General features: G+C 63.5%; 16 protein-coding genes. 6 read left to right on the top strand and 10 right to left on the bottom strand.

The genetic code is table 11. From position 1 onward, the window contains the following. The first annotated feature begins 279 nt into the window (after positions 1-279). Positions 280-2,889: a bifunctional aconitate hydratase 2/2-methylisocitrate dehydratase gene (gene acnB, locus G7007_RS10660; RefSeq protein WP_181101621.1), complete on the top strand. Its 2,610-nt coding sequence runs from the start codon at positions 280-282 to the stop codon at positions 2,887-2,889. Positions 2,890-3,039: 150 nt separating this feature from the next. On the opposite strand, the gene G7007_RS10665 is transcribed toward acnB, so the two are convergent. The 8 genes from G7007_RS10665 to G7007_RS10700 form a co-directional block, all read right to left on the bottom strand. Further along, positions 3,040-3,582: a hypothetical protein gene (locus tag G7007_RS10665; RefSeq protein WP_181101623.1), complete on the bottom strand. Its 543-nt coding sequence runs from the start codon at positions 3,580-3,582 to the stop codon at positions 3,040-3,042. A 28-nt stretch (positions 3,583-3,610) separates the two neighbouring features. Next, entirely contained in the window at positions 3,611-4,468 is an 858-nt protein-coding gene (locus tag G7007_RS10670; protein ID WP_181101625.1) for a hypothetical protein, read from the bottom strand. Next, positions 4,461-5,072: a 2OG-Fe(II) oxygenase gene (locus G7007_RS22375; RefSeq protein WP_308852294.1), complete on the bottom strand. Its 612-nt coding sequence runs from the start codon at positions 5,070-5,072 to the stop codon at positions 4,461-4,463. The genes G7007_RS10670 and G7007_RS22375 overlap by 8 nt, the downstream gene beginning before the upstream one ends. Before the next feature lie 590 nt (positions 5,073-5,662). Then, positions 5,663-6,865: a 2-methylaconitate cis-trans isomerase PrpF gene (gene prpF / locus G7007_RS10680; RefSeq protein ID WP_181101629.1), complete on the bottom strand. Its 1,203-nt coding sequence runs from the start codon at positions 6,863-6,865 to the stop codon at positions 5,663-5,665. Next, positions 6,862-9,450 (bottom strand): Fe/S-dependent 2-methylisocitrate dehydratase AcnD, encoded by a 2,589-nt coding sequence (gene acnD / locus G7007_RS10685; protein ID WP_181101631.1) that lies wholly within the window; start codon positions 9,448-9,450, stop codon positions 6,862-6,864. Before acnD ends, prpF begins: the two co-directional genes overlap by 4 nt. A 158-nt stretch (positions 9,451-9,608) precedes the next feature. After that, a complete protein-coding gene (gene prpC, locus G7007_RS10690) occupies positions 9,609-10,736 on the bottom strand; it encodes a bifunctional 2-methylcitrate synthase/citrate synthase (protein ID WP_181101633.1) in 1,128 nt (375 codons plus the stop codon). Between the two features lie 58 nt (positions 10,737-10,794). Beyond that, positions 10,795-11,688: a methylisocitrate lyase gene (gene prpB / locus G7007_RS10695; RefSeq protein WP_181101635.1), complete on the bottom strand. Its 894-nt coding sequence runs from the start codon at positions 11,686-11,688 to the stop codon at positions 10,795-10,797. Continuing rightward, complete coding sequence (locus G7007_RS10700; protein WP_181101637.1) at positions 11,685-12,398, bottom strand: GntR family transcriptional regulator; 714 nt, start codon at positions 12,396-12,398, stop codon at positions 11,685-11,687. The genes prpB and G7007_RS10700 overlap by 4 nt, the downstream gene beginning before the upstream one ends. A 291-nt stretch (positions 12,399-12,689) precedes the next feature. Between G7007_RS10700 and rloA the strand changes: the two genes are divergently transcribed. From rloA to G7007_RS10725, 5 genes are all read left to right on the top strand, one after another. After that, positions 12,690-13,226, top strand: a complete 537-nt coding sequence (gene rloA, locus G7007_RS10705; protein WP_181101639.1) for a retropepsin-like aspartic peptidase RloA — start codon at positions 12,690-12,692, stop codon at positions 13,224-13,226. Between the two features lie 5 nt (positions 13,227-13,231). Then, positions 13,232-14,767 carry an osmotic stress tolerance membrane protein RloB gene (gene rloB, locus G7007_RS10710; RefSeq protein WP_181101641.1) on the top strand — a complete coding sequence of 512 codons (1,536 nt, stop codon included), beginning with the start codon at positions 13,232-13,234 and terminating at the stop codon, positions 14,765-14,767. Continuing rightward, positions 14,767-15,747, top strand: a complete 981-nt coding sequence (locus G7007_RS10715) for an alpha-L-glutamate ligase-like protein (RefSeq protein WP_181101642.1) — start codon at positions 14,767-14,769, stop codon at positions 15,745-15,747. Before rloB ends, G7007_RS10715 begins: the two co-directional genes overlap by 1 nt. A 259-nt stretch (positions 15,748-16,006) precedes the next feature. Next, positions 16,007-17,350 (top strand): aminodeoxychorismate synthase component I, encoded by a 1,344-nt coding sequence (pabB, locus tag G7007_RS10720; RefSeq protein WP_181101644.1) that lies wholly within the window; start codon positions 16,007-16,009, stop codon positions 17,348-17,350. A gap of 113 nt (positions 17,351-17,463) precedes the next feature. Beyond that, positions 17,464-18,198: a phosphoadenylyl-sulfate reductase gene (locus tag G7007_RS10725; protein ID WP_181101646.1), complete on the top strand. Its 735-nt coding sequence runs from the start codon at positions 17,464-17,466 to the stop codon at positions 18,196-18,198. A gap of 304 nt (positions 18,199-18,502) precedes the next feature. Here the strand turns inward: G7007_RS10725 and cysB are convergent, their stop codons facing one another. Together cysB and G7007_RS10735 are read right to left on the bottom strand one after the other, a co-directional pair. Continuing rightward, positions 18,503-19,477 carry an HTH-type transcriptional regulator CysB gene (gene cysB, locus G7007_RS10730; RefSeq protein WP_181101648.1) on the bottom strand — a complete coding sequence of 325 codons (975 nt, stop codon included), beginning with the start codon at positions 19,475-19,477 and terminating at the stop codon, positions 18,503-18,505. Positions 19,478-19,562: 85 nt separating this feature from the next. After that, positions 19,563-20,096, bottom strand: coding sequence for a universal stress protein (locus G7007_RS10735; protein ID WP_181101650.1), 534 nt, complete (start codon positions 20,094-20,096; stop codon positions 19,563-19,565). Positions 20,097-20,335 lie beyond the last annotated feature (239 nt).

The raw sequence follows: 20,335 nt of genomic DNA on the forward strand, positions 1-20,335 counted from the left end.
TTTTCCAGGCACCAATGTCCGTTGGAAGCTGTTTTCAAAGCGTCACGAGCACAGTCATCCGGTAGAACGGCGTTGGCCCGGTCATGCACCTCAGGCGTGTCCAGGGCCAGCCCTCATCAGCTCCCCGTTCTGCAGGCGTAAAACTTTGAAAACAGCTTCCGCGAGGGTGTCCTGCCGCCCTGGCTGCACGGCCCAGAAGGCCGTCTTGCGCAAGGTCGCCGGACACCCCGGATGAGCGTCCCGGTCCCCCAGATGGGGCCACTGATGAGGGAAATAACTGTGCTTGAAGCCTACCGCAAACATACCGAAGAGCGTGCCGCCCTGGGTATCGTGCCCCAGCCGCTGAACGCCGAACAGACCGCAGGCCTGGTCGAACTGCTGAAGAACCCGCCTGCTGGCGAAGAAGCCTTCCTCGTCGACCTGATCACCCACCGCGTTCCGCCAGGGGTCGATGAAGCCGCCTACGTCAAGGCCGCCTATCTGTCGGCCGTGGTCAAGGGCGAGGCCGCCTCGCCGCTGATCGATCGCAAGCGCGCCACCGAGCTGCTGGGCACCATGCAGGGCGGCTACAACATCGCCACGCTGGTCGAGCTGCTGGACGACGCCGAACTGGGCGCCGTCGCGGCCGAACAGCTCAAGCACACCCTGCTGATGTTCGACGCCTTCCATGACGTCGCCGAAAAAGCCAAGGCGGGCAATGCCCACGCCAAGGCCGTGCTGGAATCCTGGGCCGCCGGCGAGTGGTTCACCAAGCGTCCGGCCATCGCCGACAAGTACACCCTGACCGTGTTCAAGGTGCCTGGCGAAACCAACACCGACGACCTGTCGCCGGCCCCGGACGCCTGGTCGCGCCCGGACATCCCGCTGCACGCGCTGGCCATGCTGAAGATGGCCCGCGACGGCATCGAGCCGGAGCAGCCCGGTTCGGTCGGTCCGCTCAAGCAGATCGAAGCGGTCCGCGCCAAGGGCTTCCCGGTCGCCTACGTCGGTGACGTGGTCGGTACCGGCTCCTCGCGCAAGTCCGCCACCAACTCGGTGCTGTGGTTCTTCGGCGACGACATCCCCTACGTGCCGAACAAGCGCGCCGGTGGCTTCTGCTTCGGCACCAAGATCGCACCGATCTTCTACAACACCATGGAAGACGCCGGTGCCCTGCCGATCGAGTTCGACTGCACCGACCTGAACATGGGCGACGTGATCGACGTCTACCCGTACAAGGGCGAAGTTCGTCGCCACGACAGCGACGAGCTGGTCACCACCTTCACCCTCAAGACCGAAGTGCTGCTCGACGAAGTCCGCGCAGGCGGCCGTATCCCGCTGATCGTCGGCCGCGGCCTGACCGACAAGGCACGTGCCGAACTCGGCCTGGGCGCCACCGACCTGTTCAAGCTGCCAGAAGCACCGGTCGACACCGGCAAGGGCTACACCCTGGCGCAGAAGATGGTCGGCCGTGCCTGTGGCCTGCCGGAAGGCCAGGGCGTGCGTCCTGGCACCTACTGCGAACCGAAGATGACCACTGTCGGCTCCCAGGACACCACCGGGCCGATGACCCGCGACGAGCTGAAGGACCTGGCGTGCCTGGGCTTCTCCGCCGACCTGGTCATGCAGTCGTTCTGCCACACCGCGGCCTACCCCAAGCCGATCGACGTCACCACCCACCACACCCTGCCGGACTTCATCCGCACCCGTGGCGGCGTGTCGCTGCGTCCAGGCGACGGCATCATCCACAGCTGGCTGAACCGCATGCTGATGCCCGACACCGTCGGCACCGGCGGTGACTCGCACACCCGCTTCCCGATCGGCATCTCCTTCCCGGCCGGTTCCGGCCTGGTGGCCTTCGCCGCTGCCACCGGCGTCATGCCGCTGGACATGCCCGAGTCGATCCTGGTCCGCTTCAAGGGCAAGCTGCAGCCTGGCATCACCCTGCGCGACCTGGTCCATGCGATCCCCTACTATGCCATTCAGCAAGGCCTGCTGACCGTCGAGAAGAAGGGCAAGAAGAACGCCTTCTCCGGCCGTATCCTGGAGATCGAAGGCCTGGACGAGCTGACCGTCGAGCAGGCGTTCGAACTGTCCGACGCCTCGGCCGAGCGTTCCGCCGCCGGTTGCACCATCAAGCTGCCGGAAAAGGCCATCGCCGAATACTTGCAGTCCAACATCACCCTGCTGCGCTGGATGATCAGCGAAGGCTACGGCGACCCACGTACCCTGGAGCGTCGCGCCCAGGCCATGGAAGCCTGGCTGGCCAACCCGGAACTGCTGTCGGCCGATGCCGATGCCGAGTACGCCGAGATCATCGAAATCGACCTGGCCGACGTCAAGGAGCCGGTGCTCTGCGCGCCGAACGACCCGGACGACGCGCGCCTGCTGTCCTCGGTACAAGGCGAGAAGATCGATGAGGTGTTCATCGGTTCGTGCATGACCAACATCGGTCACTTCCGCGCCGCCGGCAAGCTGCTGGAAAAGGTCAAGGGCGGCATTCCAACGCGCCTGTGGCTGGCTCCGCCGACCAAGATGGACGCCCACCAGCTGACCGAAGAAGGCTACTACGGCATCTACGGCAAGGCCGGCGCACGCATGGAAATGCCAGGCTGCTCGTTGTGCATGGGTAACCAGGCACGGGTCCAGACCGGTGCGACCGTGGTCTCCACCTCCACGCGCAACTTCCCCAACCGTCTGGGCGATGCCACCAACGTGTACCTGGCCTCGGCCGAGCTGGCCGCGGTCGCGTCGATCACCGGCAAGCTGCCGACCGTCGAGGAGTACATGGCGTACGCCAAGGACATCGACAGCATGGCAGCCGACGTCTACCGCTACCTGAGCTTCGACCAGATCGCCGAGTTCCGCGAGGCGGCAGCTAACGCCAACATCCCGGTTGTCCAGGCATAAGCCGTAGCCTGCAAGACCAGAGCCCCGGCAGCGATGCCGGGGCTTTTTGTCAGCCTGGATTATCGGAGTTCATGCTTGCAGCTATGCTGGGTTGCAAAGCAGCCCCAATTGGCCTGAATGGCTGGCACTGGGCTATGAGCCGAGCACTGACTACTGCTCTCTCTGTCTTCGGTTTTGCCAATGCATCACACCCGCTGCGACGAATGAAGCGAACCCTAGCAAGGAAAACAACACAATCCCTTCAAGGTATTTCCAGTTTATCGTTTCGTTCACATACTGCCTGAGCGCAGAGTCATACAATATTTCATCACTTGTCGACAAGCTCCTGACTACTGGTCCGGACAGTGCATTTTCAACTTCCACAAACAAAGGCGTAGCCGCATTGATATTGGCTGCATCATAACGCCCCTTGCGCACATACACTCGGCGCTTGACCACGTGCCCACCTGGATCTTTGTAAGCAATCCTGAATGTGTGAATCGACCTGTCGTATTCCCATTTTTCAGGTTTAGATGCAAGAGCAGCTGAAATCCGCATCAAAGGTGCAACGATCGGCTCGGACTCTTCCTCCCAGTTCATCCAATACAAAGGTATGAAAAGAAGAAAAGCACAACCGGCAAAAAACATGCACCTGACCCGCTTATGCGGTTCTAACGCCTGCATCATCTTAATCCAGGTTTTCCACGTCAACATCAACAAGCCACTCCTGATGGAATTTTACTCAGCGGTATTTATCTTGCTGAGGAGCAGAGCAGCAGGCATACATGTCTTGACCTCCACCTACCACAGTAGTGATTGAAGGCATTGGCCCGACCGATGGCTGCCCGTTGATGCTTTCGATGCCTATCGTTATCGTATTACCTCCTCCATTGGCAAGAGGTGGCGCTACAGGTATATTTATCCCGCCATGCGGTATGGCCGGCGGGCTAATGACATATGACTCCAGCACTCTAGTATCTAACTTTATTTCCATGGTTTCGGGGTGCCATGTGACGACCCGTATCAGCCCATTAAAATGATGTTTTATGGACTGCGGATCAGTAACAGTGAGGTTGGGCGCGAGCACGGGTGTCGAGACTTCTTTTGCCATATCGTGATTCTTCAGAGAATCGATTATCGGGGCCACTGCATCTCGAATATTCTTTGCGAGTTCCGAATTGTACACCCCAACCAATGTTGCGCCTAATGCTACCACCGTAAAAAAACCTGCAACCCCAGGCGCACCCGCCAATATTGCGAAACTCGCAACCACACCAGCAACATTACCTACAAGGCTGACAACATCCCCTACGTTTAGCTTTTCACTGGACGTGTACTCGGCAACAACTTTCAAGAACGTCACTGTGCCCGCAAGGGTATTGGTCACGATATTGATAAATGGCACCGCACCTGCAGTCATCTGCGCAACCGACAATACAGCCGCGACGGCACTGGTGGTCTGAGCGCCTTGTACCACCAGTGAAAAGCCCTGACTGTCAGTATTGAATTGATCATGTACTGCGGCGGCGGCGCCTGCTTGAAACCCAGGCCGTCCAACCCTATCCACTACAGCGACGAATAGCTCAACCCTATCACTCATGACGGAGATCCTTACATACTGTCTTGAATGCAATGGTGATGCGAAGACGATCACACTCTATGGTTGGGGATTTCGCACGGTGTGGCATTTCACCATTGAAGATTGCAATCCGACCTGGCTTTGGTAGCACTGCAGCACTTACGTCAGTCTTTGCATCATTGCAGAACACGAGCTCGCCTCCCCATGTCGTAGCCCAGTAGCCGTTGCAAAAAAGGACTGCGGTCTGTCCCGGCTCGCTTGGCAAGTTGTCGCGATGAATCGGACTGTCTTGCCCAAAGCTCTGGCCATTCGCATACACGCCAATCAACCTGACGTTATTCATATGTACAGCACACAGACGCCTCCAGATGCCGAGAAGAAATCTCCAACGTTCATTTGCCTCCAACTCCTCCTCACAGCATGCCAATGATTCTCGCTTACTACCCGCAATAAAGAAGTGCCAACAGGGGCGCGCGAAAGGCGTAGAACTCACCGGCCAGTCATATCGCCAGAGAGCACATGCGAACGCTTCGTCAAGCTTGACTTGCTCTTTGGGCGTAATAGCGTTTTCCAAAACCCTCACGTCCTCGGATGTAAATTCCCTCTTCATCAGCCACGTCTCCATTTATGCAGATATGCATTGCTTTGTAAGCTGTCAGTCAGCTCAGGCCTAGCGGGTAGACATTAGCGGATCAACGTTGCGCGATCGGTAGGATGTGGATGTTGCTGTTTGAGAAAAACTTCCGAAACAGATGTAGTCCTTCAACTAATTTAAAGTGGGAGTATTCCGTTCTCCGGGGCATGCCGGTACAACAAGCTGCACGGGCGCGCAGCAACCTTCTCATGCCTGAAGGAATCGCCCATTGAGGGTGAGGTGTTCGCGCTCGAGATGCTGAAGTGGAATGACGCTGGCCAAAGCTACCAAACGCCTGCCTTCCGGGAGATCACGCCTAGGAAGCGCGTACTGCCGATCACCTGCCGGACAGTGATACAACCGAACCACCCGGAAGCGCTCCACAAGCGAAAGCGGAGGTGATTGTGGGTCGTGGGCACGTTTTGGGGGGTATGCCTTCCTGTATCAGGCAAAACCGCGACGACCAAGCCCAGCATCGAATTTGGCCGAGCTGGTCGAAGAAGCGTCAGACACCCTTTGCTCGCACAGGAACAGCGATCATCTTCTGTACGGAGTGTCGAACGTATCCAAATGTGGTGCGCTTACTCACTCGCCGCCAAACCCTCCCTAGGCACACGTACCCAGCCCTCCATGAGCACGCGGGCGCTACGGCTCATGATCGCCCGGGTGACCTTCCACTTGCCGTTCTCCTGGCGTGCCTGGGCGCCGACGCGCAAGGTCCCGGATGGATGACCGAAGCGCACGGCGCTGCGTTCCCCACCGCCTGCCGCCAGGTTCACCAACGTCCCCGGGATGGCCGCAGCAGTGCCGATGGCGACCGCCGCGGTCCCCATCATCGCGTGGTGCAGCTTGCCCATCGACAGTGCCCGCACCAGCAGGTCGATGTCGTCGGCCTGCACGGTCTTGCCGCTAGAGGTTACATAACCAAGCGGCGGTGCGACGAAGGCCACCTTGGGGGTGTGCTGGCGTCTCGCGGCCTCCTCGATCTTGCCGATCAGCCCCATGCGCACCGCGCCGCAGGCGCGGATGGTCTCAAACAGGGCCAGCGCGTCGGCGTCGCCATTGATCGCATCCTGCAGCTCGATGCCGGTGTAGCCGACTTCGCCCGCCTCGATGAAGATGGTCGGAATGCCGGCATTGATCAGGGTGGCCTTGATGGTCCCCAGGTCCGGCACGTCCAGCTCGTCGATCAGGTTGCCGGTGGGGAACATGTCGCCGCCCTGGCCATCGTCGTCGGCGGCAGGATCGAGGAATTCGAGCTGGACCTCGGCTGCCGGAAAGGTCACGCCGTCGAGCTCGAAGTCGCCGGTTTCCTGGACTTCGCCCTGGGTCATGGGCACGTGGGCGACGATGGTCTTGCCGATGTTGGCCTGCCAGATGCGCACCGTGGCGATGCCGTCGCGAGGGATGCGCGCGGCATCGACCAGGCCCGCACTGATAGCGAAGGCCCCGACCGCCGCCGACAGGTTGCCGCAGTTGCCGCTCCAGTCGACGAAGGCCTGGTCGATCGAGACCTGGCCGAACAGGTAGTCGACGTCATGGTCGGGGCGGCTGCCAGGCGAGAGGATCACCGCCTTGCTGGTGCTGGAGGTGGCCCCTCCCATGCCGTCGATTTGCTTGCCATAGGGGTCGGGACTGCCGATCACCCGCAGCAACAGGGCGTCACGCGCGGCGCCGGGCAGCTGCGCGGGCCCGGGCAGGTCCTGCAGGCGGAAGAACACGCCCTTGCTGGTACCGCCGCGCATGTAGGTGGCGGGAATCTTCAACTGCGCCGGGTAAGTCATGCATTGCCCTCCAGGAAATCCTGGGCGAAGCGCTGCAGCACCCCGCCCGCTTCATAGATCGAGACTTCTTCGGCGGTGTCCAGCCGACAGGTCACGGGGACCTCCAGGCGCTCGCCGGTCTTGCGGTTGATCACCAGGGTCAGCGTCGCGCGCGGCGTACGCTGGCCGAGCACGTCGAAGGTTTCGCTGCCATCGATGCCCAACGTCTTGCGGTCCACGCCCAGCTTGAATTCCAGGGGCAGCACGCCCATGCCCATTAGGTTGGTCCGGTGAATCCGCTCGAAGCCTTCGGCGACGATGGCCTCGACGCCGGCCAGGCGCACACCCTTGGCCGCCCAGTCGCGGGACGAGCCTTGTCCATAGTCGGCACCGGCGATGATGATCAGCGGCTGGCGTCGCTGCATGTAGGTCTCGATCGCCTCCCACATGCGCATCACCTGCCCTTCCGGCTCCAGGCGCGCAAGCGAGCCCTGGCGCACGCTGCCGTCGGCGTTGCGTACCATCTCGTTGAACAGCTTGGGGTTGGCAAAGGTGGCGCGCTGCGCGGTGAGGTGGTCGCCGCGGTGGGTAGCGTAGGAGTTGAAGTCTTCTTCGGGGACGCCCATGCGCGCCAGGTACTCGCCCGCCGCGCTGTCGGCCATGATGGCGTTGGACGGCGACAGGTGGTCGGTGGTGATGTTGTCCGGCAACACCGCCAGCGCACGCAGGCCGCGCAGCGTGCGCTCCCCGGCCAAGGCGCCTTCCCAGTAGGGCGGTCGACGAATGTAGGTGCTCATCGGTCGCCAGTCGTAGAGTGGCGCCACGGCCGGGCCGCTGAACGACTCGACGGCGAACATGGGGATGTAGACCTGACGGAACTGCTCGGGCTTGACGGCCGCGCGCACCACCGCGTCGATCTCGGCATCGCTGGGCCAGAGGTCCTTGAGCCGGATCGGCCGACCGTCGACCACGCCCAGCACGTCCTTTTCGATGTCGAAGCGGATGGTGCCGGCGATCGCATAGGCCACCACCAACGGCGGTGAGGCCAGGAACGCCTGGCGCGCGTAGGGATGGATGCGTCCATCGAAATTGCGGTTGCCTGACAGCACGGCGGTGGCATACAGGTCGCGATCGATGATCTCCTGCTGGATCACCGGGTCGAGCGCCCCGGACATGCCGTTGCAGGTGGTGCAAGCGAAGGCGACGATGCCGAAGCCCAGGCGTTCGAGTTCGTGTTCGAGTCCGGCTTCGCGCAAGTACAGCTGAACCGCCTTGGAGCCGGGCGCCAACGAGGACTTGACCCAGGGCTTGCGGGTCAGCCCCAGACGATTGGCATTGCGCGCCAGCAGCCCGGCAGCGATGACGTTGCGCGGGTTGCTGGTGTTGGTGCAGCTGGTGATGGCAGCGATGATCACGGCGCCATCGGGCATCTGCCCTGGCTGGTCGCTCCAGGCACCGGCGATGCCCTTGGCGGCCAGGTCGCGGGTGGCCACACGGGCATGGGGATTGGACGGGCCGGCCAGGTTGCGTTCGACCCGGCTCAGGTCGAAGCGCAAGGTGCGCTCGTACACGACGTCCTTCAGGGTGTCAGCCCACAGGCCGGCGACCTTGGCGTAGGTTTCCACCAGCGCCACCTGTGCCTCCTCGCGCCCGGTCAGGCGCAGGTAGTCCAGGGTCTGCTGATCGATGGCGAACATCGCCGCCGTGGCGCCGTACTCCGGGGCCATGTTGGAAATGGTCGCCCGGTCGCCCAGGGTCAAGGCCCGCGCGCCCTCGCCGTGGAACTCCAGGTAGGCGCCGACCACTTTCTGCTGGCGCAGGAACTCGGTGAGCGCCAGCACCAGGTCGGTGGCGGTCATGCCTTCGGCCAGGCGCCCGCCCAGCTCGACCCCGACGATGTCCGGCAGGCGCATCCACGAGGCCCGCCCGAGCATGACGTTCTCGGCCTCCAGGCCACCGACGCCGATCGCGATCACGCCCAGCGCATCCACGTGGGGCGTATGGCTGTCGGTGCCCACGCAGGTGTCGGGATAGGCCACGCCGTGCTCGGCGTGGATCACCGGCGACATCTTCTCCAGGTTGATCTGGTGCATGATGCCGTTGCCAGGCGGGATCACCTCGACGTTGCGAAATGCCTGCTTGGTCCAGTCGATGAAGTGGAAGCGGTCCTCGTTGCGGCGGTCCTCGATGGCGCGGTTCTTCTCGAACGCCTGCGGGTCGTAGCCGCCGCACTCGACCGCCAGGGAATGATCGACGATCAGTTGCACCGGCACCACCGGGTTGACCTGCGCAGGATCGCCGCCTTTGTCGGCGATGGCGTCACGCAGGCCGGCCAGGTCCACCAGGGCGGTCTGGCCGAGGATGTCGTGGCAGACCACGCGTGCCGGGTACCACGGGAAGTCCAGGTCGCGACGGCGTTCGATCAGCTGGCGCAGCGAGGCCTCGAGGGTCGCTGGGGCGCATCGGCGCACTAAGTTCTCGGCCAGCACGCGCGAGGTATAGGGCAACCCTGCGTAGGCGCCGGGCTGGATCGCCTCGACGGCAGCACGGGCGTCGAAGTAGTCAAGGTCGGTGCCGGAAAGGTGCTTGCGGTAGTGGGTATTCATGCGGGATCAGGCTCGCTCACAGTAATCGGAAGGCGTGCGCCGCACGTGTGGGAGCGGGCTTGCCCGCGAATGCGTCGGTGCTGGACACGGAGATGCCCGCGCTTGCGCATTCGCTGGCAAGCCAGCTTCCACAGGTTTGGCGTCGGCGCCCCTCAGGCTCAGCGTTGCTCGACTGGCACGAACGTGCGCTGTTCGACGCCGGTGTATTCGGCGCTAGGACGGATGATGCGGTTGTTGGCGCGCTGCTCGAACACGTGCGCCGCCCAGCCAGTCAGGCGCGAGCAGACGAAGATCGGGGTGAACAGCTTGGTCGGGATGCCCATGAAGTGGTAGGCCGAGGCATGGTAGAAGTCGGCGTTGGGGAACAGCTTCTTCTGCTCCCACATGGTCGCGTCGATCGCCTGGGACACCGGGAACAGCACACGGTCGCCCACCGAGGCAGCGAGCCGTTCGGCCCAGCCCTTGATCACCTCGTTGCGCGGGTCGGACTCTTTGTAGATGGCATGCCCGAAGCCCATGATCTTGTCCTTGCGCTCGAGCATCTTCAGCAACTCGGCACGCGCCTCTTCGGGGGAGGCGAAGCGTTCGATCAACGCCATGGCCGCCTCGTTGGCGCCGCCGTGCAAAGGCCCGCGCAGCGTGCCGATGGCCGCGGTGATGCAGGAGTACAGGTCCGACAGGGTCGAGGCGCAGACGCGCGCGGTGAAGGTCGACGCGTTGAACTCGTGCTCGGCGTACAGGATCAGCGAGACGTTCATCACCTTGACGTGCAGCGCGTCGGGCGCCTTGCCATGCAGCAGCGCCAGGAAGTGGCCGGCCAGGGTGTCCTGGTCGCTGGTGCAGTCGATGCGCGTGCCGTGGTGCGTGAAGCGGTACCAGTAGCACAGGATCGCCGGGAACGCGGCCAGCAGCCGGTCGGTGCGGTCGTGCTGCAGATCGAAGGTACGTTCAGGCTCCAGGGTGCCGAGTACCGAGCAGCCCGTGCGCATCACGTCCATGGGGTGGGTGTCCTTGGGCAGACGCTCGAGCACCTCCTTGAGCGCCTGGGGCAGGTCACGCTGGCCTTTGAGCGCGTGCTTGTAGTCGTCGAGCTCGGCCTGGGTGGGCAGCTCGCCATACAACAGCAGGTAGGCGACTTCTTCGAATTCGGCGTGGTCGGCCAGCGCGCGGACATCGTAGCCGCGGTAGGTCAGGCCAGCGCCGGCCTGGCCGACGGTCGAGAGTGCCGTCTGCCCGGCGACCTGGCCGCGCAGGCCAGCCCCACTGAGTATTTTTGCTTCGGCCATGGACGTTCTCCATTGTTGGATTTGTTATGGATGACAGGCGAATCGTGGCGGATCGGGCTCAACGGTCTTCGGACGGCGCGTACAGGGCGTCGAGCTGCTGCTCGAAGGCGTGGTAGCCGATGGCGTCGTACAGCTCCATGCGCGTCTGCATGGTGTCGAGCACCTGCTTCTGGGTGCCGTCGCGTCGCAAGGCGGCATAGACGTTCTCGGCCGCCTTGTTCATGGCCCGGAAGGCCGACAGCGGGTACAGCACCAGGGAGACGTCGACCGACGCCAGCTCGTCGGTGGTGTACAGCGGCGTGGCACCGAACTCAGTGATGTTGGCCAGGATCGGCGCGCGCACCCGATCGGCGAAGGCCTTGTACAGCGGCAGTTCGGTGATCGCCTCAGGGAACACCATGTCGGCGCCGGCCTCGACGCACGCGGCGGCACGGTCCAGGGCCGACTCCAGCCCCTCGACGGCTAGGGCGTCGGTGCGTGCCATGATCACGAAGCTGTCGTCGGTGCGCGCGTCGACCGCTGCCTTGATCCGGTCGACCATCTCCTGCAGCGGCACGATCGCCTTGTTGGGCCGATGGCCGCAGCGCTTGGCACCGACTTGGTCTTCGATGTGCAGGGCAGCGGCGCCGAACTTGATCATCGAGCGCACGGTGCGCGCGACGTTGAACGCCGAGGCGCCGAAGCCGGTGTCGACATCCACCAGCAGCGGCAGGTCGCAGACGTCGGTGATGCGACGCACGTCGGTCAGCACGTCGTCCAGCCCGCTGATCCCCAGGTCCGGCAGACCCAGTGAGCCGGCTGCCACGCCACCGCCGGACAGGTAGATGGCCTGGAAACCGGCGCGCCTGGCCAGCAGCGCATGGTTGGCGTTGATGGTGCCGACCACCTGCAGGGGACGTTCGGCGGCGACGGCGTCGCGAAAGCGTTGGCCGGGCGTGTGCTTCGTGCTCATGACTCACCTCGTGACGGGGTATCGGCGCTCTGGAAGTGCCGTTCGATGTTGCGCCGGGAGCCGCCGATATGGCGGCGCATCAGCAGTTCGGCCAGTTCGCCGTCGCGGTCGGCGATCGCATCGAGGATGCGGTGGTGTTCGGCGAAGGCCTGACGCGGGCGGTTGGGCGTGAACGAGAACTGGATGCGGTACATGCGCACCAGCTGGTACAGCTCGCCGCAGAGCAGCTTGACCAGCGTCTGGTTGCCACTGCCCTGGATGATCCGGTAGTGGAAGTCAAAGTCGCCTTCCTGCTGGTAGTAGCCCAGGCCGGCCTGGAACGCGGCATCGCGCTCGTGGGTGTCGAGCACCTGGCGCAGCGCGTCGATCGCCTCCTGGCTCATGCGCTCGGCCGCCAGTCGGCAGGCCATGCCTTCGAGGGACTCGCGGATCTCGTAGAGCTCGATCAGCTCGGCCTGGTCGAGCGACACCACCCGCGCGCCCACGTGCGGCACGCGCACCAGCAGCCGCTGGCCCTCCAGGCGGTGGATGGCCTCGCGCAGGGGGCCACGGCTGATGCCGTAGGTACGGGCCAGCTCAGGCTCGGAGATCTTGCTGCCCGGGGCGATCTCGCCTTGCACGATCGCCGCCTGGATACGCCGGAAGACGTGTTCGGACAAGGTCTCGGCTTGTTCCGTGTCAGGCACGTGGGGGGACGCGGTTTGCAACATAGTGTCGACACCATGGATCACAGATGCCTTGAAACTAGCGCAATACGAGGTATTCGTCAAAGCTCTCCAGAACATTGTCGACAATTCCAGGACACAGAACTTACGCCTGCGGTAAAGGTCTGAACGCCGCGCGGCTGGCGCCCTGAAACCGGCGTGCTAGAATGCCGTGCCTCCTACTGTCTAGGGATGAAGCGTTCGTCGAAGCCTCAGGCCTCCACGGACCTACGAAGGAGCTTGCGCAGTCATGCCATTCGCCTTGATTCGAACACTGCATTGCATTGCGCCAGGATTATGAGACTCACGCCTTATCTATTGCTGTTCTGCCTGATCGTGCCCAGTGCCCTGGCACAGGCTGCGGAGAAGACCGTCTACGGTCTGAACGAATACGCCCGCCTGCTCGATCTCGACCTCGAAGTGGCCGCCAAGCTCGACACCGGCGCCAAGACCGCCTCGCTCAGCGCCCGTGACATCAAGCGTTTCAAGCGCAATGGCGAGAGCTGGGTGCGTTTCTACCTGGCCATCGACACGGCCCATTCACACCCGATCGAGCGCCCCCTGGCGCGGGTCAGCAAGATCAAGCGCCGGGCCGGCGACTATGACGCCGAGCAAGGCAAGGCCTACACCGCCCGGCCGGTCATCGAACTGGACATGTGCATGGGGCGCAGTCGGCGCACCATCGAGGTCAACCTCACCGACCGTAGCGCCTTCCAGTTCCCCCTGCTGATCGGTGCCGAGGCGCTCAAGCACTTCGATGCCCTGGTCGATCCCAGCCTCAAATACGCGGCCGGCAAACCTGCCTGTGCCATCGTCGCTCCTACCGCCGAGTAATTCCGATGCGCTCTCTTACCCTTCACTTGAAAGTCCTGATCACCGTCCTGGTCTTGCTGGGCGTGGCGGTCACGGCTTATCAGATCTTCGTCCTCGGCATCCCGGTGACCGAAGACGAGACCGACGACCTGTGGAACATCGACGCCAAGGTCGAGTTCGTCGCCAGCAGCAAGGACCCGGTCAAGGTGCAGATGTTCGTGCCGCCGCTGAACCGCGACTATGTCAGCATCACCGAAAGCTTCATCTCCAACAATTACGGGTTCAGCGTCAATCGCGCCGACGGCAACCGCAAGGTGACCTGGTCGGCACGCCGTGCCAGCGGCAACCAGACGCTGTACTACCGGCTGGTGTTGACCAAGCGCTACAGCACGGAAAAGGCCACTGCCAAAGGCCCGACCTTCCGTGACAGCCTGGCGGTGGACGGCCCCGAGAAGATCGCCGCAGAAGCGCTGATGGCGCCGATCCGCCAGCATTCGGCCGACGTCGAGACCTTCGTCAGCGAAACCATCAAGCGGGTCAACAACCTCAACGACGACAACGTCAAGCTGTTGCTGGCCGGCGATACCTCGCCCTTGAACAAGGCCAAGGTGATCGACCTGCTGTTGTCCATCGCCCACGTGCCGATGGAAAAGGTCCACACCGTGCGCCTGGTCGCCGACGTGCCCCAGACGCCCGAGCTGTGGCTGCGCAGCTTCAACGGCAACGACTGGCTGTACTTCAACCCCGACACTGGCGAACAGGGCCTGCCGAGCGACCGCCTGCTGTGGTGGACCGGTGACGACAACCTGATCACCGTCGATGGCGGGCGCAAGGTCAACGTCACCTTCAGCCTGAGCAGCAGCGAGATGAACGCCATCCGCCTGGCCAAGGTGACCGACGAGAACACCGACGCGGACTTCCTCGAATACTCGCTGTACGGGCTGCCGCTGCAGACCCAGCAGACCTTCATGATCATGGTGATGATCCCGATCGGCGTGCTGGTGATCCTGGTGCTGCGCAACCTGATCGGCCTCCAGACCCTGGGGACCTTCACCCCGGTGCTGATCGCCCTGGCCTTCCGCGAGACCCAGCTCGGTTTCGGCATCGTGCTGTTCACCGTGATCACCGCCCTGGGCCTGTCGCTGCGCTCGTACCTCGAACACCTCAAGCTGCAGATGCTGCCCAGGCTGTCGGTGGTGCTGACCTTCGTGGTGGTGCTGATCGCCGCGATCAGCCTGTTCAGCCACAAGCTGGGCCTGGAGCGCGGACTGTCGGTAGCGCTGTTCCCGATGGTGATCCTGACCATGACCATCGAGCGCCTGTCCATCACCTGGGAAGAGCGTGGCGGCGGTCATGCCATGAAGGTCGCCATCGGCACGCTGTTCGCCGCGTCGCTGGCGCACCTGCTGATGATGGTGCCGGAGCTGGTCTACTTCGTCTTCACCTTCCCGGCGGTACTGCTGATCCTGGTCGGCTTCATGCTGGCGATGGGTCGCTACCGCGGCTACCGCCTGACCGAGCTGGTACGCTTCAAGGCCTTCCTGAAAAAGGCTGACAGCTGATGTTCGGACTGATCAAGACCTGGAAAGCCCTGGAGGCCCGGGGCATCATGGGTATCAACCGGCGCAACGCGGATTATGTACTCAAGTACAACAAGCGCCATCTGTACCCGATCGTCGACGACAAGATCATCACCAAGGAGCGAGCGCTCGCCGCGGGCATTCATGTGCCCGAGATGTACGGCGTCATCGAGACCGAAAAGGACATCGACAAGCTCGACCAGATCATCGGCGGGCGCACCGACTTCGTGATCAAGCCGGCCCAGGGCGCAGGGGGCGACGGCATCCTGGTGATCGCCGACCGCTTCGAAGGCCGTTACCGGACAGTGTCGGGCAAGATCATCAGCCACGAAGAGATCGAGCACCAGGTCTCGAGCATCCTGACCGGCCTGTACTCGCTGGGCGGCCATCGGGACCGTGCACTGATCGAGTACCGGGTCACACCCGACCCGATCTTCAAGAGCATCAGCTACGAAGGCGTGCCCGACATCCGCATCATCGTGCTGATGGGCTATCCGGTGATGGCCATGCTGCGCTTGCCGACCCGGCAGTCCGGCGGCAAGGCCAATCTGCACCAGGGGGCGATCGGCGTGGGCGTGGACCTGGCCACGGGCGTGACCCTGCGCGGCACCTGGCTGAACAACATCATCAGCAAGCACCCGGACACCACCAACGCGGTCGACGGGGTGCAACTGCCCAACTGGGACGGTTTCATGAAGCTGGCGGCAGGCTGCTACGAGCTGTGCGGGCTGGGCTACATCGGCGTGGACATGGTACTGGACCAGGACAAGGGGCCGTTGATCCTCGAACTCAACGCGCGGCCTGGGCTGAACATCCAGATCGCCAACGATTGCGGCCTGACCCAGCGCACCCATGCCATCGAGGCGCACATCGAGGCCCTGGCCAGGGACGGTATCGACGAGGATGCGGCGCAGCGGGTGAAGGTGGCGCAGAATCTGTTCGGCCATCTGCCGCACGCCTGAGCAGAGCCTCTGTGGCGCCCCAGTCCGAAAGCTGCTTTGCCCAGCGACTGCAACGATGGCGGTGTCTGCACCGCCGTCATCGTCGGCAAGCCGGCTCCCACAGGCTCTGCGGTCGGAGAAACCCGGCGTGACGGGTTCAGGCCCTGGACTGCTGCACTCCAACGCGCGACGTGCCCTCTATCGACCTGTGAGCCAGCCCTAGGCGTCGACGGCGGGGCCGACTACAATCGCTGCCTCGACTTCAGCGCCTTCGATCCGCATGCCGACCTGTACGCTTCATCCCCTGCCCTACCAGCCCGACCCTGCCGTGTATTTCGCCCGTTTGCGCGAGGCGCCTGGGGCGATCCTGCTGGACAGTGCGCGCCCCGGCGCGGAACGCGGTCGCTTCGACCTGGCCAGCGCCTGGCCCGTGGAGCAGTTCCAGCCCCTGGCCGACGAACACGGCGATGCCTTCCTGGCGCGTCTGCGCGCGGCCTTGCAGACCCTGGGGCCCGCGCAGTTGCCAGAGGGCTGCGAATCCCCCTTCGTCGGGGGACTGATCGGTTACCTGAGCTACGATTTCGGGCGGCGTCTCGAGCGGTTGCCGGCACTGGCCCGAGACGATCTGGGCTTGCCTGACGCAGACCTCGGCTTGTATGCCTGGGCCTTGGTCAGCGATCACCAGCGGCGCCTGACCCACCTGGTCTTTCACCCGTGCATGGCGCCCCGGGAACGCCAACGGCTGGTGGATCTGTTCGACACGCCTGCTGCGCAGACGCCCAGCCACTTCCGCCTGTTGGCGCCCATGCGTGGCGACCTTCAGGCCAACCAGTACCGCCAGGCCTTCGAGCAGGTGCAGGCCTATATCCAGGCCGGCGATTGCTACCAGATCAATCTGACCCAACGTTTTCGCGCGCCCTGCGAAGGGGATCCGTGGCACGCCTACCAAGCCTTGCGCCGGGCCTGCCCAACCCCCTTTTCCGGGTACCGACGGCTGCCTGATGGCAGCGCGCTGCTGAGTTTCTCGCCAGAGCGCTTCGTGCGCGTCAGCGCGGGTGCAGTGGAAACCCGACCCATCAAGGGCACGCGTCCACGCGCGGCCGACCCGGCGCAGGACGCACGCAACGCCGCCGAGCTGCAGGCCAGCCTCAAGGACCGTTCCGAGAACCTGATGATCGTCGACCTGCTGCGCAACGACCTCGGGCGTACCTGTGCAGTCGGCTCGGTCAAGGTCCCCGAGCTGTTCAGCCTGGAAAGCTACCCGAACGTCCACCACCTGGTCAGCAGCATCACGGGCCAGCTGGCCGTCGGCCACGACGCGCTGGACCTGATCGCCGGCAGCTTTCCCGGTGGATCGATCACCGGCGCGCCGAAGATCCGCGCCATGCAGATCATCGACGAGCTGGAGCCGACCCGCCGGGCGCTGTACTGCGGCTCCCTGCTGTACCTCGATGTGCGTGGCGAGATGGACAGCTCGATCGCCATTCGCAGCCTGCTGGTCAAGGACGGCCAGGTCAATTGCTGGGGCGGCGGCGCGGTGGTGGACGACTCGCGCTGGGAGGACGAGTACGAGGAGTCCATCGCCAAGGTCCGCGTGCTGATGGAGACGCTGCAAGGCCTGTAGGACAGGCATGAAGACCAAGGTAGGGCCTGGCATGGGTCCATCGTCGTGCGTAATTTTGTTACCATTTGCGCACTACGAGCGCACAGCGCCATTACACGCATGGAAACCGCCTGATGAGCCAACCTCTCGACGTCGCTGCCCTGGCCGCGACCTATGCCGACAAGTCCCCCCAGGACATCCTCAAGCTCGCCTTCGAGCATTTCGGTGACAACCTGTGGATCTCCTTCAGCGGCGCCGAAGATGTGGTGCTGCTCGACATGGCCTGGAAACTCAACAAACAGGTCAAGGTGTTCAGCCTGGATACCGGTCGACTGCACCCGGAAACCTACCGCTTCATCGATCAGGTTCGCGAGCAGTACGCGTTGTCCATCGATATCCTGAGCCCGGACCGCGCCGTGCTCGATCCCTTCGTCAAGGAAAAGGGGCTGTTCAGCTTCTACCGCGATGGCCACGGGGAATGCTGCGGGATCCGCAAGATCGAGCCTCTGCGCCGCAAGCTGTCCACCGTCAGCGCCTGGGCGACCGGGCAGCGCCGCGACCAGAGTCCTGGCACCCGCAGCCATGTGCCGGTGATCGAGATCGACGCGGCGTTTTCCACCCCCGAGCGCACGCTGTACAAGTTCAACCCCCTGGCACAGATGACCAGTGCCGAGGTCTGGGGTTACATCCGCATGCTCGAGCTGCCCTACAACAGCCTGCATGAGCGGGGCTTCATCAGCATCGGCTGCGAGCCGTGCACCCGCCCCGTGCTGCCCAACCAGCACGAGCGTGAAGGCCGCTGGTGGTGGGAGGAGTCGACGCAGAAAGAGTGCGGGTTGCATGCGGGCAACCTGATTGCCAGGAGCTGACGGCAAGCGGCAAGCGGCATTGGGTGGAGAGGTTTTGGAAGGTTCAGAGTGCCGTGCTGATGTTGCGATGTTCAGGGCCGCTTTGCGGCCCAGCGCGGCCGGTCCGGCACCCGGCAGGGGCCGCTCTTGCAAAAGACTGCGCTACGCTGGCAGATCGGCGATGCGGTACAGGTGGAGCGGCCCCTGCCGGGGCGCCGGACCGGCCGCGATTGGGCCCGCAGGGCCCATGAAATCAGCCCTACAAGCCCCCCTTGTCGCCTAGCGGGTTCAGCCCCGACAGCTCACGGCGTCTAGCCTGCCCCTCTCAATGCACCGGCAACTCCACCCCCGCGAACAGCGCCTCCAGCTCCTGCTTGTTATGGCACTGGATCGCCTTGGCCATGACCTCGCGGGTCAGGTGCGGGGCGAACGTCTCGATGAAATCGCACATGAAGCCACGCAGGAAAGTGCCGCGACGGAAGCCGATCTTGGTGACGCTCGGCTCGAACAGTTCGCTCGCATCCAGGGCCACCAGGTCGCTGTCGAGCTTGGCGTCGACGGCCATGCCGGCCACGATGCCCACGCCCAGCCCCAGACGCACGTAAGTCTTGATCACGTCGGCATCAGCGGCAGTGAACACCACTTTCGGCGTCAGCCCTCGGTGGCTGAACGCTTCGTCCAGCTTGGAACGCCCAGTGAAGCCGAACACGTAGGTCACGATCGGGTACTCGGCCACGGCCTCCAGGGTCAGCTTCGGCAGCTTGGCCAGCGGATGCCCTTGCGGCACCACCACGCAGCGATTCCACGTGTAGCACGGCATCATGATCAGGTCGCCGAACAACTCCAGCCCTTCGGTGGCGATGGCGAAATCCACGGTGCCATCGGCGGCCATTTCGGCGATCTGCATGGGCGAGCCCTGATGCATGTGCAGCGCCACGTCCGGGTATTGCTTGATGAAACCACTGATCACCGACGGCAACGCATAGCGCGCCTGGGTGTGGGTGGTGGCGATGGACAGCGTGCCTTTCTTCTCGTTGGAGAACTCCTGGGCGATCTGCTTGATGCTTTCGACCTTGCGCAGGATTTCGCCTGCCGTGGTGATGATGCGTTCACCGGCCGGCGTGACCCGTGTCAGGTGCTTGCCGCTGCGCGCGAACACTTCCACCCCCAGTTCATCCTCGAGCAGACGGATCTGCTTGCTGATGCCCGGCTGAGAGGTATAGAGACTCTGCGCAGTCGCGGAGACGTTGAGGTCGTGATGCGCCACTTCCCAAATGTAGCGCAATTGTTGAAGCTTCATAGAGATCCCTCGGATCGGCGGTGCTCCGCCGTGCTGCCGGCAACGATTTATAACCATATTAGGGGATAACGCTGCCAACATAGAACTATTTTCTTGTCGGCGGCGAAGCAGGCGGTTCATGTGGGTCCATGCGACGGTCGACCTGGCGCATCAGCGGCGCCATGTACACCGGCACGGGCGACAGCTGCACCAGCCGGGCAGCTGTCCGTCCGACCGGAACGTCGCCATCGTCGCGCTGGGCATGACTGCCGAACACCAGCAGATCGACGCCAAGACGTTGAACCTGATCGAGAATGACATGGGCCGGATCGCCCTGCCGCACTCGCACGGCCCTGATCAACGCCAGGTCGGCCGTCTCGCCCAGTTCCTGCCGGAAGGTGTCCAGCACCTGTTGCTCGATGTTCGCCATGACCACACCGACGCCTTGGCTGTGCAGCCGATCCAAGGTGCGCTCATCCAGATAACTCTGCAACAGCGACTCGGCGAACCGCCCCATCGGTTCCACCACATGAACCACATGCAACTCGGCCTGGAATGCACGTGCCAGGGCCAGTGCGTGTTGCAGCACCAGGGGCGCGTAAGCCCCCAGGTCGGTAGCGTACAGCAGGGAGCGGACCATGCGACCTCCTCGACTGCCGCTTGGGCAGGGCACGCTTGAGCGTAGACGCAGGGTCGACATTTGGCCTGTCGGCATGCGCGTGCCAGGCAATGCACGCCGAACGTTACGCGGGTAGCTCCCAGGCAGTGATCGGGCTGCCAAGGCCTGCAAGGCCATGCGTCTAAAACGCAGCCGCCGTGCCTGGAAGCATTGTTCCGCCCTGTATAACGCGATAAGGTTCGGCTCCCCGCCTCGAACAA

Origin of the sequence: Pseudomonas entomophila, assembly GCF_013523125.1 — a bacterium.
Lineage (GTDB): Bacteria > Pseudomonadota > Gammaproteobacteria > Pseudomonadales > Pseudomonadaceae > Aquipseudomonas > Aquipseudomonas entomophila_B.